Below are 17,344 nucleotides of genomic sequence, written 5' to 3'. Positions count from 1 at the left end.
GAGTCAGCCTATGTCTATATAACCATCAGTCCGTGACTGGTGCGCATCATAAAGTAAGCGGATAGATTGCGCAATTTTTATACAACACTCATGACTGATTAAAGCGAAACAGCGGTAACAGGAAACGTTGCGACTGTTCAACGATAGCCTCCATTGTCTCTGGTGTTAATTGCCGCCAGAGCCGTTGATACCAGATATCATCACCTTCGCCACGCACCATCATGTTGCCTTCGTAAGCCTGAAGGAATTTCGTACGGGCTTTTTGCAACGTGGAATCGTCATCCAGCATGGCATCGTTTTGCGCGTCATAACAGGTTTTTAGCCACGCGCCGCCACTTTCAGGTAACACCAGCAATGGCGCGGACATTCCTTCACGATACCCCTCAATCAGTTGTGAGAGGTAATGCAAAGCCTGTTCGGCTGCAAGCGGCGGAAAACGCCACTCGCCGTCTTTGCGTAGAAAAAGGCGACTTTCACCATTACCACCGCTGGCACAGTAGACAAGGTGTTCCAGCCAAAGTTGCATTCCCTGCGCCACACTTAATAAAGAGGGACGCCAGCGCAACAGGCCATCCGGCTGCACCTGCGGCAACCAGCCCGTTATTTGCACACCGTTGCAGGCGAGATCAATCTCCATACTCTGCCCCGGCTGGCGACAGGCAATGACTCTGTCGGCAAGCTGCTGCATCTCCTGACACTGCGTTTCCCAGAAAATTTCACCAAAAGCGCCATACGGTAAATCCCCTGCCGCCCGGAAGCGACGGAACAAGCGTTCGGCATCATCCTGCTCAACCAGTGCATTCAATAACTGCTGATTGATTTGATAACGGCTAAGTCCTTCCAGAATAAATGGCTCGGTGTCGGGGATTTCGCTGTCTTCGGTACGGAAGTTCACCTGCAAACGCATCTGGAAAAATGCCCGCACCGGATGTGCCCAGAATCGTTGTAGCGTTTCCAGCGGCACGGTTTCCGGTAAGGTAAATGGCAGCGGCTGAACAAATTCAGAATGTGCTTTACCAGCCTGGCTGGCCGCAGGTAGCCATTCACGAGCATAACTTTGTCGTTCGCCTGGCTGGTAGTTTTGTGGATCAAACGGCATTCGGGTATGGAGGCAAGTAAGATGCGCTTTTACCCTTGCCTCGCTTTCATCACAGTTGAGCGCTTCATCGCCCGGTAGATAATGGCTTTGCCCGATGTAGTCGATCAGTTCCTGCACCAGTACCGACGGGAAACGTTCACTGTTATCCTGAATGGAACGCCCGATATAGCTGATATAGAGTTTTTGCTGCGCGGAAATTAACGCTTCCAGGAACAGATAGCGGTCGTCATCGCGACGGCTACGGTCGCCACGCTTCGGTTTCTGGCTCATCAGATCAAAGCCCAATGGCGCAAGCTGACGTGGATAAACGCCGTCGTTCATTCCCAGCAGGCAAACCACTTTGAACGGAATTGAACGCATTGGCATCAGAGTACAAATGTTAACCGGTCCGGCGAGAAAACGCTGGCTGATACGTTCTTGATCCAGGCGCTGTGCCAGTTCATCACGCAATAGTGACAGCGGCACCGCGTCGCCATACTGCGCACCTAAACCTTCGGCGATAATCGCCTGCCATTGTTGTTCGATCAGCGTCATCGCCGCTTCGGTTTCCGCATCCGGCAGGAAGAAGGCGTTGAGCATATCGCGACAAACCGGCAACCACTCTTCCAGCGGACGCTCCTGCGCCAGCCCGCGACGCCAGATATTTAGCTGCATTAGCAGTGAAGCCAGATGCCCCACCAGTTCTGCAATTAAGCCGCTCGATTCATCATAAGGTAGAACCGATTGCCACTCGCCCTGCGCGCTCTCCATCGCGTAGCCCAGCAACATGCGCGTCAGGCCAAACCGCCAGGTGTGTTGACCGGTAGCGGGAAGTTCCAGCTCGCGAACGTTGTCGTCATCTATCCCCCAACGAATGCCGGACTCGTTGACCCACTGGCGTAAATAACGCAGCCCTTCTTCGGTGATGTCAAACCGCGCCGCCAGCACCGGCACATCCAGTAATGCCAGCACGTCTTCCGACACAAAGCGGCTGTCTGGCAACGATAACAGGCTGATAAACGCTTCAAGTACAGGATGCGACTGCCGCGCCCGACGGTCGGAAATGGCGTAAGGCAGGTAACGATCCGCAGGTGCGCTACCAAACACAGCCTGAATAAACGGACTGTAGCTGTCGATATCAGCCACCATCACGATGATGTCGCGCGGAGTAAGTGTCGGGTCTTCCTCCAGCATCGCCAGCAGGCGATCGTGTAAAACTTCAACTTCACGCTGCGGGCTATGGCAAACGTGGAAGGTGATACTGCTATCCAGTGGATCAAGCGGGCGTTTGTTATCGCTACGGGAAAACTCTTCGATGTTCACACCAGCAACGGCGCGGTTTTCCAGTTCCAGAATGTCAGACTGAATATTATGCAGCAGGTTATCTGGCGTCACATCGACAAAAGCGTCCAGCTCCTGGCTGCTCTCCAGGTCAGAAAGGAGATAAATGTAGTCGCGCCCAAGCTTGCCCCATGAAGCCAGCAGCGGGTTGCCGACATCCTGTTCACCATCGCTGTTAAAGAGCTGCCCGGCATTTTCGCTGTCGCGAAATAGCGGTAATTCGCGATCTTCAAAACTGTGTCGGCGCTGGCGAGTCAGTAGTTTCGCCAGATAAGCGGGATCTTTAATGTCGCCCCAGTAATAACGGCAGGGGTTGGTAAACAGGAGATGGATTTCAATATGTTTACCCAGCGCCTGTAGCGCCTGGAGATAAACAGGCGGTAACGCGGAAATACCGCATATAAAGACGCGCGAAGGTAACCCCGGCGGGCAGGTCGTCGCGGACTCCAGCGTTTCGATAAAGCGCTGATAGAGATTGGCGCGGTGCCAGCGCGGTTGCCCAAGTTCGTCGGTATATTCCACCAACGCCTTCCACAACGGCGCTTGCCAGGCCTGTGCTTCTCCCAACCCTTCTACCAGATGTCCTGTTTCCCACTGTGCCAGCCAGTCCGGACGATAGACCAGATACTGGTCAAACAGGTCCGCCGCTTTTGAAGAAAGCTGGAACAGTTTTCGCTTGTCACTATCGTCAGTCAGATAATGCCGCAACAGGGTAAAGTCTTCGCGCTCCAACAGTTGCGGCAGCAGTGTCATCAGTTTCCAGCTCATGCTCTGTTTGTTAAAGGCGCTCTCTTTGGGGATCTCCGGTAACACCCGGACGAACATATCCCAGATAAAGCTCGCTGGCAGCGGAAAATCAATGTTTGCCGCAATACCAAACTTTTGCGACAGGGTCATTTGCAGCCACTGTGCCATACCGGTACTTTGCACCAGAATCATCTCTGGTTCGAAAGGATCGTCCAGCCGTTCGCGTTCGACAATAAACTCCATCAACGCTTCCAGCACGTCCAGACGATTGGAATGGTAGACCCTTAACATAGCGGCTCCTGACTACTGACGATTCGGGCAATGCAGGCGGGTCATCTCGCCTTCTCTGCCCCCGGGTGAAACTAGCGTAACGCTGATGCTGACACATCCCGCCTGCGATGTCTGCATTCGGTTGACCTGCCAGTTAGCAGGTGGCGAAATCGCGCGCAGTTGCGTTTGCTGCCAGCCATGCCGCCAGAGCTGTTGGTACTGGTTTCTGCTGGCAAGACTGTTCATTAATGTTCGCTGGAAACCCGATAACGCAGTGACAATCATCACCATCAACACCATCGCCAACATTACCTCCGGCAGACTAAAGCCTTGTTGATTCCTCAGGGAAGCTGACATAACGCCCTCTCTTTCAGCGGACAAAAATCGCTCCAGCCGCGTGGCGAAAAAACAATGTTTCCATCGATGACTTCGCCTGTTCGCCACAACGAAACGCCTTCATAACCAGCAATCAATAAGGCTTCATTATCTGCCAGTAAACGCAGACAAACCCGGGCACCGGTGGCAGCATACAGTAAGCACTGAACTGCGGGCAGCGTCTGCCAGGAGTGCATTTTTCCCCACTCCAGCGCCGACTGAACGATGGCCTGGCGGCGCAATGACTGACTTTCCATGCTCACGCGAGAAGCAAAACTGCGATCCTGCTGACTCATTCCTTGCAATAGCAAGCTACCCAAAATCAGCAGCATCAGGACCAGAGCCAGTGACGAAACACCCTTTTCGCGGTTCACAGGTTGGATCCTGTCACGCTATAGCTGGCATCCACCACGGTTTGCGGATCAGCCTTGCTGGCAGCGTGCATATTAACCGTCAACACCGGCGAGAAGCCGCTGACATCCTGACGTACGACCTGAAAAGTGTCGATAATGATGGCATCCGGATTAGTGACTTTATCCCAGCCCTTACCTTCACAGGATGTCGCACCGCGTAGCGTTTCCAGCACATGCTCCTTCAGACGAAATCCAATCTGGTCGGACTCTTTTACCGGTTCGCGATCCCAGATACCATTACTGTTCGCATCCCACTGCACAATGACACAGTCACCCTGTCCGACAATTTCCAGCCCTTCGCCCGTACAGCTGCCATGGCAATAACCCGCCCTCTGGAGATGCTTCGCGACGGTAAATACCCGCAGCCAGATTTCATCTTCCAGCGCCAGCTTACGGGTGTTCGTTAAACTTTCACGCTGTAACGCAGGCAGAAAGCGTGCAGCCCCCAGCAACAATACGCTACTGATCGCCATAGCAATCAACACTTCCAGCAGAGAAAAACCTTGCTCTTTTACAGGCATCCTTCTGTTTCTCCTTGCTGACAAAGCCGGAGTCTTCCCCACGGCGAAACCACTAGCCACCACTCGCCCGTTGAGTTTTTGAAGCGAATATGCCCGGCCCATGCGGTATTGCGCAGGCCAAAGAAAGCAAGCGAAGGTGTCAGGTCGCTCATTTCGACTTCGGGCCAGCGCGGCACAAAGACCAATGGTGAACTGCCATGACAGGTATTCGCCCCAGCAACGGAACTCACAAGGCACCATAACGTCCCCTCCCTGATAAGACTGATACTGTGGTCGCGGTTATGCCAGTTGGCATCTTCACGTAAATAGAGCAAATAGTCCCGCGCCTGGCTGGCGGTTTGCCAAAGCCGTTGCGACTGCTGCCAGTATTGCCAGCCATAGAGCCCACTTGCGCTTAGCATGACCAGAATCAGCATCGCGACCAGCGTTTCAATCAGCGTATAACCACGTTGTTTTTTCATGCCGGCAGTATGGAGCGAGGAGAAAAAAAGACGAGGGCCAGTTTCTATTTCTTCGGCGCATCTTCCGGACTATTTACGTCGTTGCAGGACGTTGCAAAATTTCGGGAAGGTGTCTCGAAGAATTTAACGGAGGGCAAAAAAAACCGACGCACACTGGCGTCGGCTCTGGCAGGATGTTTCGTAATTAGATAGCCACCGGCGCTTTAATGCCCGGATGTGGATCGTATCCTTCAATCTCAAAGTCTTCGAAACGGTAGTCGAAGATGGATTCGGGTTTACGTTTGATAATCAACTTCGGCAGCGGACGCGGTTCGCGGCTTAATTGCAGATGAGTTTGATCCATATGGTTGCTGTACAGATGCGTGTCGCCACCGGTCCAGACAAAATCACCCACTTCCAGATCGCACTGCTGCGCCATCATATGCACCAGTAACGCGTAGCTGGCAATGTTGAACGGCAGGCCGAGGAAGACGTCACAGGAGCGCTGATAAAGCTGGCAAGAGAGTTTGCCGTCTGCCACATAGAACTGGAAGAATGCATGGCACGGTGCCAGCGCCATTTTATCCAGTTCGCCTACGTTCCACGCTGAAACAATAATGCGACGGGAATCCGGGTCGTTTTTCAGCTGGTTCAGTACCGTAGTGATCTGGTCAATATGACGACCATCCGGCGTTGGCCAGGCGCGCCACTGTTTACCATACACTGGCCCGAGGTCGCCGTTTTCATCGGCCCATTCGTCCCAGATGGTGACATTGTTTTCGTGTAGATAAGCAATGTTAGTGTCGCCCTGCAGGAACCACAGCAGTTCGTGGATGATGGAACGCAGGTGGCAACGTTTAGTTGTCACCAGCGGGAATCCATCCTGCAGGTTAAAACGCATCTGATGACCAAAAATGGAAAGCGTTCCGGTTCCGGTACGGTCGTTTTTCTGTGTGCCTTCGTCGAGCACTTTTTGCATCAGTTCTAAATACTGTTTCATGGTTCCTCAGGAAACGTGTTGCTGTGGGCTGCGACGATATGCCCAGACCATCATGATCACACCCGCGACAATCATCGGGATGGAAAGAATTTGCCCCATGCTGATGTACTGCACCCAGGCACCAGTAAACTGCGCGTCGGGCTGGCGGAAAAACTCAACAATGATGCGAAACGCTCCGTAACCAATCAGGAACAAGCCTGAGACAGCTCCCATTGGGCGCGGTTTACGAATATACAGGTTGAGGATAATAAACAGCACCACACCTTCCAGCAGCAGCTCGTAAAGCTGTGATGGGTGGCGCGGCAGCACACCGTAAGTGTCGAAAATGGATTGCCACTGCGGGTTGGTTTGCAGCAGCAAAATATCTTCTGTACGGGAGCCAGGGAACAGCATGGCAAACGGGAAGTTCGGGTCAACGCGGCCCCACAATTCACCGTTAATAAAGTTGCCCAGACGCCCGGCACCAAGACCAAACGGAATGAGTGGAGCAATAAAATCAGAGACCTGGAAGAAGGAACGTTTAGTACGGCGGGCGAAGATAATCATCACCACGATAACGCCAATCAGGCCGCCGTGGAAGGACATGCCGCCGTCCCAGACACGGAAAAGATACAGCGGATCGGCCATAAACTGCGGGAAATTGTAGAACAGAACATAACCAATACGTCCACCGAGGAAGACGCCGAGGAAGCCCGCATAGAGTAAGTTTTCAACTTCATTTTTGGTCCAGCCACTGCCCGGACGATTCGCCCGTCGTGTTGCCAGCCACATTGCAAAAATGAAACCCACCAGATACATCAGTCCGTACCAGTGAAGCGCCACGGGTCCTATTGAGAAAATGACCGGATCAAACTCCGGAAAATGCAGATAGCTACTGGTCATCTGTCACCACAAGTTCTTGTTATTTCGCTGAAAGAGAACAGCGATTGAAATGCGCGCCGCAGGTTTCAGGCGCTCCAAAGGTGCGAATAATAGCACAAGGGGACCTGGCTGGTTGCCGGATACCGTTAAAAGATATGTATATGATCCGCGCTATAACCCCCCACGAATCAGCCCGCCCATGCCGCGACGCTCCATAAAGGCTGCAACCTGATGGCGAACTTCGGTCGCCAGTTGCGCTTCCAGACTACGCTGCGCAAGATTTTCTGCTTCGGCAAAATCAATGCGCCGCAGCAGGTATTTTACGCGCGCTACAGAACGTCCGTTCATAGACAGATGGCGATACCCAAGCCCAATGAGGATTGCCACGCACATCGGATCGCCCGCCATTTCACCGCACAAACGGAGATCGATTCCATGTATTTCCGCTTCCCGGGCGATCATCGCCAGAGCTCGTAACATTGCAGGATGAAGACTGTCATAAATGTTCGCCACCCGGGTATTGTTGCGATCAACGGCCAGGATGTATTGCGTCAGATCGTTGGTGCCAACAGAGATGAAATCGACCCGCTTTGCCAGATGCGGCAGCATAAACACCATTGACGGCACTTCCAGCATGATGCCGATACGTGGTTTGGGAATTTCGTAACCGATCATCTCCTCGACTTCACGTCCGGCACGTTCAATCAGGCGGCGTGCTTCGTCAACTTCATCGAGGCTTGTGACCATCGGCAACAGAATATTCAGGTTGCCCGTAGCGGCATTAGCACGCAGCATCGCCCGCACCTGGATCAAGAAGATCTCCGGCTGATCGAGCGTAATGCGAATCCCACGCCAACCCAGGCATGGATTCTCTTCGCTGATCGGCATGTAAGGCAGCTGCTTATCTGCTCCGACATCCAGCGTACGCAAGGTGACGGGTTTATCATTAAACATTTGCAGCATCCCCTGATACTGCGCCACCTGTTCTTCTTCCGACGGAAAACCACTTTGCAGCATGAATGGGATTTCAGTGCGATAAAGTCCTATGCCATCAATACGGCTGCCCAGTTTTTCTTCATGTTCCGGGCTTAAACCGGCATTGAGCATGACTTTAATGCGTTCGCCGCTTTTTAACTGGGCGGGTAAATTGACGTCATCTTCCGCCAGACGGCTAAGCTCGATCTCTTCACTAATTAGCCGCTGATATTCTTGCAGCAGTACCGGCTCCGGATCGACCAGCAATTCACCGCGATAACCATCGACGATCAGCGTCCGACGATGCAGTACCGAAGGCTGAATATCCGCGCCCATCACGGTAGGGATCCCCAGCGCACGTACCATGATCGCAGCATGGGAGTTGGCAGCGCCATCGCGCACGACAACACCGACTAAGCGATCCTGGGGCAGCTCAGCAAGCGTTGTCGCTGACAGTTCATCTGCCACCAGAATGAAACGTTCCGGCCAGGCGTTCGGCCCTTGATTAGCGTCATCAAGATGAAACAGCAATCGCTGACCAAGTGCACGTAAATCGCCAGCCCGCTCTTTGAGATAGTTATCGCTTAGCGCGGCAAACTGTTCGGCAAATTTTTCAATGACCGTTTTTACCGCCCACTCTGCCACCGAGCCTTTATCAACCTCGGCAAACAATTCGCGACGCAGCCGGGTATCCGAAAGCAGGTGTGAGTAAAGATCGAAAATAGCCGCCGTTTCTTTTTGTGCACCGGCAGCAAAGCGTTTGCTATAGCGGCGAAACTCGTTAGCCGCCTCTTCCAACGCCCCGGTCAGTCGTTCGCGTTCCAGAGCCGGATCCAGCGTTGATGCCTGATACACCTGTTCCATTAAAGGTAACGTGGCATCCTGCCAGCCTTCGGCAATCGCCACACCAGGTGCTGCCGGTAATGCACGGATTCGCGTCTGGCGATATTGCCCAAACAAGGCAGTCAACTGCGACTGAGAAAGAATAGCTGCCATCTGGGTGGCAAGCGTCACCAGGAAGGATTCTTCACTTTCGTCATACTGGCGCAACTCTCGTTGCTGTACCACCAGTACACCAAGCAACTGGCGACGTTGAATAATTGGTACGCCTAAAAACGCGCGGAAACGTTCTTCTTTTACGGAGGGGATGTATTTGAAGCTGGGGTGCTTTTGCGCATCTGCAAGGTTTATCGGTTCCGCCAGCCTGCCAACCAGGCCGACGATCCCTTCATCAAACGCGAGCGTTACAGTGCGACCGCGTGGTTTTTTCAGTCCCCGGGTCGCCATCAGGTAGTAACAACGTCGATCATGATCGGCCAGGTAGACCGAACAGACCTCGGTATCCATCGCAAGACAGATGTCGGTAACCAGAATATTTAACGCCTCATTCAGGCGTGGTGCGCTGGCTACCTTTTCGACTATTTCGCGCAGGCGAGTGAGCATAATTGGCGTGACTTAACCTCTTTTACGTCGATAAGCAGATGCGTTTTGTGGTTTTGGCGTATTTTCCTGCAGTGACATCACCACACTCGCGAACTCTTTCATTACCCTACGGTAGACATCACGTTTAAATGACACCACCTGTCTGACTGGATACCAGTAACTTACCCATCGCCAGCCGTCAAACTCTGGTGTACTGCTGGTTTGCATATTGATTTCTGCATCGCCGCTCACCAGCTGCAAGAGAAACCATTTTTGTTTTTGGCCGATACAAACCGGCTTCGTGTCCCAACGCACCAAACGTTTCGGTAATTTGTAGCGCAACCAGTTACGCGTTGAAGCAAGGATTCGAACGTCTTTGCGGCTTAATCCTACTTCTTCAAACAATTCACGGTACATCGCCTGCTCTGCGGATTCTCCGGGGTTGATTCCGCCTTGCGGAAATTGCCAGGAGTGCTGACCAAATCGCCGGGCCCACATTACCTGCCCCTGGCGATTACAAATCACGATACCTACGTTTGGGCGGTAGCCATCGTCATCAATCACCGGACTACCTCAAAATAAAGCTTTATATACGAATGATTGTTTCATACTCCAGGAAGACGGTAAACCACTCTCTGCAGGGCATTACACACTAATAACAATTGAATAACTCACAGTTATGTGCAGAGTTATAAACAGAGGAAGGGGTGGATAGCCGTTTTTATTCACCTTTTCTGTGGATAGAGTTGTGAAGAACTACGGAATTACTACGGGAAAACCCGGAGCATTCTGAATAAGACAGATATAGAGATTTTAAAATATTCATTATCAGTCAATGTATTACATGTGATTTGAGTAATAAAAAAGAGTAATTCGTGACCCAGGTCACACCTCTCATTTACGGGTTGGCGAAAGATCAACCAACGCCGTATTTATCCACAGAATGTGCCACTAAGTTAAGCACTGAACCACTAAAAACTGGAGTTTCGTCGCACGTCAAGGCTGTAAATGGAAACAGTAGTGAAGGTTTTTCACAGTTATCCCAGCTTTCTGTGGATAACATGGTGTAAGATCCTGTTTATTTTCAGTGACCAGATTTGGAAAACCCGTTGCAGTGTTGCGCAACTCGATTACCGGCAACCTAAAAAGCAATATAAATCAGAGAATTGAACAACGCATGTGGAAAAAGTTACACTGCGAATATTCGGCACATAATTGCTGTTTGTTTTTTAACCAAGGTATCATGACATGTCCCAACCTCGCCCACTGCTCTCTCCTCCCGAAACTGAAGAACAATTGTTAGCGCAAGCACAACAACTTTCTGGTTATACATTGGGAGAACTGGCGGCACTTGCCGGGCTGGTTACGCCGGAGAATTTAAAACGCGATAAGGGCTGGATTGGCGTGTTACTGGAGATCTGGCTAGGTGCCAGCGCAGGGAGTAAACCTGAGCAAGATTTTGCTGCTCTGGGCGTGGAACTTAAAACTATCCCTGTGGATAGTCTTGGTCGTCCGCTGGAAACAACATTCGTTTGTGTTGCCCCGTTAACGGGCAATAGCGGGGTGACATGGGAAACCAGCCACGTGCGCCACAAGCTCAAACGCGTGCTGTGGATACCGGTTGAAGGCGAGCGCAGCATCCCGCTGGCAAAGCGTCGCGTAGGATCACCGTTGCTGTGGAGCCCGAATGAAGAGGAAGACCGGCAGCTACGCGAAGACTGGGAAGAATTAATGGATATGATTGTTCTCGGTCAGATTGAGCGGATCACCGCTCGTCACGGGGAATATTTACAGATACGACCGAAAGCAGCGAATGCGAAAGCGCTGACCGAAGCTATTGGTGCCCGGGGCGAACGGATTCTGACGCTGCCGCGCGGATTTTATTTGAAGAAGAATTTCACCAGTGCGCTACTGGCCCGTCATTTTCTGATCCAGTAGCCATCGCTTTGACCTGCCGCTTTCCGGGCATATAATTACCGCTTCATTTTTTTGGCAGGGCTTTTTAGATGTTATTTGCATGGATAACCGATCCTAACGCCTGGCTTGCGCTCGGTACGCTGACGCTGCTGGAGATCGTTCTTGGGATCGACAATATTATTTTCCTTTCTCTGGTGGTGGCAAAGCTCCCAACAGCACAACGTGCTCATGCGCGCCGTCTGGGGTTGGCGGGAGCCATGGTCATGCGTCTGGCGCTGCTGGCATCCATCGCCTGGGTTACGCGCCTGACGAATCCGCTTTTTACAATATTCAGTCAGGAAATTTCCGCCCGTGATTTGATTCTGCTTCTGGGTGGCTTGTTCCTTATCTGGAAAGCCAGCAAGGAAATCCACGAATCCATCGAAGGTGAAGAAGAAGGGCTGAAAACACGCGTTTCATCATTCCTCGGCGCTATCGTGCAGATTATGCTGCTGGATATTATCTTCAGCCTCGACTCGGTGATTACCGCTGTGGGTCTGTCAGATCACCTGTTTATTATGATGGCTGCCGTGGTGATTGCCGTAGGCGTGATGATGTTCGCCGCGCGCTCGATTGGTGATTTTGTCGAGCGCCATCCTTCGGTAAAAATGCTGGCGCTCTCTTTCCTGATTCTGGTGGGCTTTACCCTGATTCTGGAAAGTTTCGACATCCACGTACCGAAAGGTTACATCTACTTCGCGATGTTCTTCTCTATTGCGGTTGAAAGCCTAAACCTGATTCGCAACAAAAAGAATCCGCTCTGATACTCCGTACGCTCTCCTGCGGGAGGGCGTACTCACTCCTGTTACCCTCACAGTTTAAGATTTTCCTGCTTTCAAGATATATAACGTCGGTTTATAAACAGACTATTATCATAGGTGGGCCAAATGAGGATAACCGGATGAAAAAATGGGCAGTAATAATTTCTGCAGTCGGACTGGCGTTTGCTGTTTCCGGGTGTTCCAGTGATTACGTCATGGCGACCAAAGATGGCCGTATGATTTTGACCGATGGAAAACCTGAAATTGATGATGATACCGGGCTGGTGAGTTATCACGATCAGCAAGGTAACGCGATGCAAATTAACCGTGATGATGTTTCGCAAATTATTGAACGTTAACAAATAAGGTCAGCATCCGGCTGGCCTTAAGATTTTTCTCTTTCCCTTTTCCCTTCCCTCTGCCATTTTTATATTCCTTATGTCGTGATTATAAAAAGGAAACGGCTATGCAATATCACCGTATACCCCACAGTTCGCTGGAAGTCAGCACGCTGGGGCTTGGCACGATGACGTTTGGTGAACAGAACAGCGAAGCCGACGCCCACGCACAACTCGACTATGCCGTCGCTCAGGGCATTAACCTTATCGACGTTGCCGAAATGTACCCAGTACCTCCGCGCCCCGAAACTCAAGGGCTAACCGAAACCTACGTCGGCAACTGGCTGGCGAAACATGGCAGCCGCGAAAAGTTAATTATCGCCTCCAAAGTGAGCGGACCGTCGCGCAATAATGACAAAGGCATCCGCCCGGATCAGGCGCTGGATCGGAAGAATATCCGTGAAGCGCTGCATGACAGCCTCAAGCGTCTGCAGACTGATTACCTCGATCTCTATCAGGTGCACTGGCCGCAGCGCCCAACCAACTGCTTCGGCAAACTCGGTTATAGCTGGACAGATTCTGCGCCTGCGGTTTCGCTGCTGGATACGCTGGACGCACTGGCAGAGTACCAACGCGCGGGAAAAATTCGTTATATAGGCGTGTCGAACGAAACTGCATTTGGCGTAATGCGCTACCTGCATCTGGCGGACAAACACGATCTGCCGCGTATTGTCACCATTCAGAACCCCTACAGCCTGTTAAACCGCAGTTTTGAAGTAGGTCTGGCAGAAGTCAGCCAGTATGAAGGGGTCGAACTGCTGGCCTATTCGTGCCTGGGTTTCGGCACGCTGACCGGGAAATATCTCAATGGTGCAAAACCCGCTGGCGCACGTAATACGCTCTTTAGTCGCTTCACCCGCTATAGCGGTGAGCAAACGCAAAAAGCCGTCGCGGCGTATGTTGATATCGCCAGACGTCATAGCCTGGACCCTGCTCAGATGGCGCTCGCATTTGTACGCCGTCAACCGTTTGTTGCCAGCACTCTGCTGGGCGCAACCACGATGGAGCAGCTGAAAACTAACGTCGAAAGTTTGCATCTGGAGTTGAGCGAAGACGTATTAGCTGAAATTGAAGCGGTGCATCAGGTTTATACGTATCCTGCACCATAAGATTAACGCCGGTTAAAACCGGCGTTAAATATTAATGACGGCGCTGCCAGATCCACAGCGCCGTTATTGCCAGCGCAAACAGCGCACCGAAGCCAATGCCAATGGGCACGACCGGGATGCCTACCATTACCGCCAGCGAGTAAATGCCCAGCATCAACAACATGGCGCTGTTTTCGCCAAGGTTTTGTACTGCAATCGCATTCCCCGCCCCGACGCTTTTTTTACCCCGCTCCTGTAGCAACGCATTGAGCGGAACGACAAAAAAACCCCCCAGCACGCCAATCAGCATCAACAAAGCATAGGCTGGCAGCAGCTCGTGTTGCAGGGAGAAAATCAGTACCACCACGCCAATCAAAATCCCGGCTGGCATACAGCGTGACACGGTTTCCAGCGTAACTAACTTCGCTGCCGCACCTGCACCAACCACGATACCAATCGCTACCATCGCGTTGAGATAGGTCGGCGTAGCGTTATCGGTAATACCCAGCGCCACCGGTACCCACAGCACCAACAGGAAACGCAGCGTGACACCCGCTCCCCAGAATAAACTGGTGCCCACCAGCGAAAAACGCGTTTCACCATTGCGCCATAGCGAGGTGCAGGCATTCAGGAAACTGCGGGTCATGCTGATGAGATTCCAGGACTGCCCCGGACGCGCCGCCGCCAGTTTGGGAATGTAGATATTGGCAATGACCGCGCCACCGTAGGCCAGTGCGCATGCGGCCAGGGCGATCAGGACATGCCAGTCAGCCAGAACACCACCAGCTACGGAACCGAGCAAAATCGCCGCTATGGTAGACGCCTCCATTAAACCGTTAGCTTTTACTAACTTACTACCCGTGGTTAATTCGCCGAGAATACCGTATTTCGCCGGTGAATAGGCTGCAGCACCAACACCCACCAACGTATAGCCGAGAAACGGATTGATACCAAAGCAGATACTGGCTGCGCCCAGTAGCTTCAGGCCGTTGGCAAACATCATCACCCGGCCTTTGGCGAAGCTATCCGCCACCTGCCCGACAAACGGCGCAAAAAGAATGTAAGCACCTACAAACACCATTTGCAGGATGGGCTGGCTCCACTCCGGATAGAACTGCGCTTTCAGTAACGCCAGAGTAGCAAACAGTAGCGCATTATCGCCAAACGCAGAGAGAAACTGCGCCACGATAACCGCTTTCATCCCCTTCGACCACAACGAAGTGTTAGTGTGCACTGACTCACTCATCGTGTTGTTCCGCTTCGTCTACCCAGCTTTTCAACGTGACAAAGTCAGGTTTGCCGCTGCCAAGTAATGGCATCTGTTTCAGATAGCGAATATCGCGCGGTACAGCAAGCTCCGGCACGCCGTGCTCGCGGGCATACTGTTGTAACTTATCGCGCGTCAGTTCGTTATCTGTGGTGAAAAGCACCAGTGCCTCGCCTTTGCTGGCATCGCTCTTAATCGCAGTGGCATGGACTTTATCTGGCGAAACACCAAGTGCCAGTTGTTCCACCATTTCCAGCGACACCATTTCGCCTGCAATTTTGGCAAAGCGTTTTGCGCGGCCCTGAATCTGCACAAAGCCCTGCTCATCAAAACGCACGATATCGCCAGTGTCATACCAGCCGCGCTCCATTTCGCCGCGAATATTCTCGGCGGTGGGCACTTCCAGTACACCAGGCTTCTCCACCCGCAGATAGCCGTTCATTATGTTCGGCCCTTTCAGTTGCAGGCGTCCGCCCTCTTCGATACCAGGAACCGACAACAGGCGCGCATCCATTCCTGGTAGAATACGCCCTACCGTACCGGGTTTCGCCGCCATCGGTACGTTGATAGAAACGACAGGCGCGCATTCGGTCACACCGTAGCCTTCAAGGATGCGCAGGCCAAATTTATCCTGCCAAAGCTGTTTGGTACTTTCTTGTAGTTTTTCTGCGCCTGCCACCACATAGCGTAGACGATAGAAGTCATACGGGTTGGCAAAGCGCGCGTAGTGACCGAGGAAAGTCGAGGTACCGAACAACACGGTGCAACTGCGGTCATACACCAACTCCGGCACAATGCGGTAATGCAGCGGGCTTGGATAAAGGAACACTTCTGCACCTGTGAGCAGTGGCGTAAACAGGCCTACCGTCAGCCCAAAGGAGTGAAACAGCGGTAACGCCGACATAAAGCGATCGTTGGTGGTGAAGTCGGCAATCGTTTTAATCTGCTCAACGTTCGCCAGAATGCTTTTATGGCTATGGACGACGCCTTTCGGATGGCCTTCAGAACCGGAGGTAAAGAGGATCAGCGCTTCTTCTTCCGGCTGCTGTTTTAACTGTGCCAGACGCGGCATCAGCAAATGAGCGAAAATCCACACTTTGTCGGCAGTGGTGACATCTGCTTTTAAATCTTCCAGATAGACCCAGCGCACCTGAGTAAGTTGCTCCGGCAGATGCCAGAGTTTGCCTTTATCGAGAAACTGACGGGAAGTGAAGATGGTTTTGATTTCAGCCGCCGTAATAGCACTGGTCAGCCCTTTTACCCCGGCGGTGTAGTTCATCATTGCGGGAATGCGGCGACGGGCGATGGCCCCAAAAATCACTGCCGCACTGATGCCTGCATTGGGCAGCATTAAGCCGATGCGTTCGCCTTCAACACTGTATTTTTCAAGGATGCGTCCAACAAACAGCGTTTTCGTAAGCAATTTGCGATAGGAGTCTGGGGTAAAGTTGACGTCTTCGACACATTTCTTCCCGGCTCCGAAGCGGTACATTGCGCTCAGTAAAGATTCGTACAGCGTTTCACGCGGGCGCACCGCCATACGCGCCTCCATCATTATTTGATGCAGCATTTCGCCAGCGATTTTGCGACGGTCACGGGCACGCGGCGCATCCGGCATCTCCACCTGCGTTGGTGGCAAAATATGCAGAGTAATTTGCGGGAACAAGCGACGTTTAACCAGACCTTTCAGGCGGCTGAAGTGCGTAAGTTCCGCCCCTTCAATACGCACAGGAATAACCGTTGCACCAGACTTCGCCGCGACAAATCCCGCGCCATCGTAGATTTTCATCAGCGAGCCAGTGGTGGTGATGCGTCCTTCAGGGAAAATCACCACTGGTCGGCCCTGTTCCACCAGACGTACCAGATGTTTAATCGCCATAGGTTGCGTCGGGTCGAGAGGAACAAAGTCGATAAATGATTTCAGCCAACGCATATACCACTGTTGGCTTATTGAGGTGTAAACGGCAAATACCGGACGTACGGGTAAAAACAATGCCAGCAGTATGCCATCAATAAAAGAGACGTGATTAGGCGTGATTAGAACGCGCTCGCCCTTCAGTGCCTTGGTGTCACCCGTAACGCGAACGCGATACAAAACACGGCACAAATTTCGAAAAAAGCTAAAAAGCATTCCAACTCCCTTTGCTCTGATTCAGTAAAAGCGAATGGAGGGAGATTACACGAGATAAAGAACGCGAGCGACAGTAAATTAGGTGCGAAAAAAAACCTGCGCATCCGCGCAGGTTGGTGCAAGAGACAGGGTACGAAGAGCGTACCGAATAATCTCACCAATCAATACCTCTGGGATCTTGATTGTGGTCTGCACGACGACTCTTCGCCAGCGAGAAAACGCAAAGGAATGAAGGGAAATGCAACGAGGTGTGTAAATTGTCGGTTACTGTTACAGATTGATGACCGGCAAAAAAAAACC

Annotated in this window: 16 protein-coding genes; 4 read left to right on the top strand and 12 right to left on the bottom strand. The window is 52.1% G+C overall.

The genetic code is table 11. The features are described 5' to 3' along the window. Positions 1–88: 88 nt before the first annotated feature. The 10 genes from recC to ygdT form a co-directional block, all read right to left on the bottom strand. On the bottom strand, positions 89–3,457 hold the full coding sequence (gene recC, locus ACJHX4_RS19105; protein WP_000946905.1) for an exodeoxyribonuclease V subunit gamma: 3,369 nt from the start codon (positions 3,455–3,457) through the stop codon (positions 89–91). 12 nt (positions 3,458–3,469) lie between these two features. Continuing rightward, on the bottom strand, positions 3,470–3,793 hold the full coding sequence (locus ACJHX4_RS19100; RefSeq protein ID WP_001276486.1) for a prepilin-type N-terminal cleavage/methylation domain-containing protein: 324 nt from the start codon (positions 3,791–3,793) through the stop codon (positions 3,470–3,472). Further along, positions 3,778–4,185, bottom strand: a complete 408-nt coding sequence (locus tag ACJHX4_RS19095) for a DUF2509 family protein (RefSeq protein WP_001078371.1) — start codon at positions 4,183–4,185, stop codon at positions 3,778–3,780. Before ACJHX4_RS19095 ends, ACJHX4_RS19100 begins: the two co-directional genes overlap by 16 nt. Continuing rightward, entirely contained in the window at positions 4,182–4,745 is a 564-nt protein-coding gene (locus ACJHX4_RS19090) for a prepilin peptidase-dependent protein (protein ID WP_001144304.1), read from the bottom strand. Before ACJHX4_RS19090 ends, ACJHX4_RS19095 begins: the two co-directional genes overlap by 4 nt. Then, positions 4,736–5,206 carry a prepilin peptidase-dependent protein gene (locus tag ACJHX4_RS19085; RefSeq protein ID WP_000744690.1) on the bottom strand — a complete coding sequence of 157 codons (471 nt, stop codon included), beginning with the start codon at positions 5,204–5,206 and terminating at the stop codon, positions 4,736–4,738. Before ACJHX4_RS19085 ends, ACJHX4_RS19090 begins: the two co-directional genes overlap by 10 nt. Positions 5,207–5,390: 184 nt before the next feature. Continuing rightward, the gene (gene thyA, locus ACJHX4_RS19080; RefSeq protein WP_000816232.1) at positions 5,391–6,185 is read right to left on the bottom strand and encodes a thymidylate synthase; all 795 of its coding nucleotides are present in this window, start codon (positions 6,183–6,185) and stop codon (positions 5,391–5,393) included. A gap of 6 nt (positions 6,186–6,191) precedes the next feature. Beyond that, a complete protein-coding gene (gene lgt, locus ACJHX4_RS19075; protein WP_000204658.1) occupies positions 6,192–7,067 on the bottom strand; it encodes a prolipoprotein diacylglyceryl transferase in 876 nt (291 codons plus the stop codon). A 150-nt stretch (positions 7,068–7,217) separates the two neighbouring features. Then, positions 7,218–9,464, bottom strand: a complete 2,247-nt coding sequence (gene ptsP, locus ACJHX4_RS19070) for a phosphoenolpyruvate--protein phosphotransferase (RefSeq protein ID WP_000957911.1) — start codon at positions 9,462–9,464, stop codon at positions 7,218–7,220. A 12-nt stretch (positions 9,465–9,476) separates the two neighbouring features. After that, entirely contained in the window at positions 9,477–10,007 is a 531-nt protein-coding gene (gene rppH / locus ACJHX4_RS19065; protein ID WP_000564489.1) for an RNA pyrophosphohydrolase, read from the bottom strand. A 352-nt stretch (positions 10,008–10,359) separates the two neighbouring features. Next, on the bottom strand, positions 10,360–10,506 hold the full coding sequence (gene ygdT / locus ACJHX4_RS19060; RefSeq protein ID WP_001525554.1) for a protein YgdT: 147 nt from the start codon (positions 10,504–10,506) through the stop codon (positions 10,360–10,362). A gap of 185 nt (positions 10,507–10,691) precedes the next feature. Here ygdT and mutH point away from each other — a divergent pair, with 185 nt between their 5' ends. From mutH to ACJHX4_RS19040, 4 genes are all read left to right on the top strand, one after another. Then, positions 10,692–11,381 carry a DNA mismatch repair endonuclease MutH gene (mutH, locus tag ACJHX4_RS19055; RefSeq protein ID WP_000082183.1) on the top strand — a complete coding sequence of 230 codons (690 nt, stop codon included), beginning with the start codon at positions 10,692–10,694 and terminating at the stop codon, positions 11,379–11,381. A gap of 68 nt (positions 11,382–11,449) precedes the next feature. Next, on the top strand, positions 11,450–12,163 hold the full coding sequence (locus ACJHX4_RS19050) for a TerC family protein (RefSeq protein ID WP_000895624.1): 714 nt from the start codon (positions 11,450–11,452) through the stop codon (positions 12,161–12,163). A gap of 137 nt (positions 12,164–12,300) precedes the next feature. Next, positions 12,301–12,519, top strand: coding sequence for a lipoprotein YgdR (gene ygdR, locus ACJHX4_RS19045; protein ID WP_000758655.1), 219 nt, complete (start codon positions 12,301–12,303; stop codon positions 12,517–12,519). Between the two features lie 107 nt (positions 12,520–12,626). Continuing rightward, the gene (locus tag ACJHX4_RS19040; protein ID WP_001199301.1) at positions 12,627–13,667 is read left to right on the top strand and encodes an NADP(H)-dependent aldo-keto reductase; all 1,041 of its coding nucleotides are present in this window, start codon (positions 12,627–12,629) and stop codon (positions 13,665–13,667) included. Between the two features lie 31 nt (positions 13,668–13,698). Here ACJHX4_RS19040 and lplT read toward each other — a convergent pair whose 3' ends face one another. Next, the gene (gene lplT, locus ACJHX4_RS19035) at positions 13,699–14,892 is read right to left on the bottom strand and encodes a lysophospholipid transporter LplT (protein ID WP_000004602.1); all 1,194 of its coding nucleotides are present in this window, start codon (positions 14,890–14,892) and stop codon (positions 13,699–13,701) included. Continuing rightward, positions 14,885–17,044 (bottom strand): bifunctional acyl-ACP--phospholipid O-acyltransferase/long-chain-fatty-acid--ACP ligase, encoded by a 2,160-nt coding sequence (gene aas, locus ACJHX4_RS19030; protein ID WP_000899021.1) that lies wholly within the window; start codon positions 17,042–17,044, stop codon positions 14,885–14,887. The genes lplT and aas overlap by 8 nt, the downstream gene beginning before the upstream one ends. Between the last annotated feature and the right edge of the window lie 300 nt (positions 17,045–17,344).

The sequence above is a fragment of the Escherichia sp. WS2035 genome (genome assembly GCF_046487065.1).
Taxonomy (GTDB): Bacteria; Pseudomonadota; Gammaproteobacteria; order Enterobacterales; family Enterobacteriaceae; genus Escherichia; species Escherichia coli.
The sequence above is the reverse complement of the archived record's forward strand: the minus strand, read 5'-3'. Positions and strand labels throughout refer to the sequence as shown.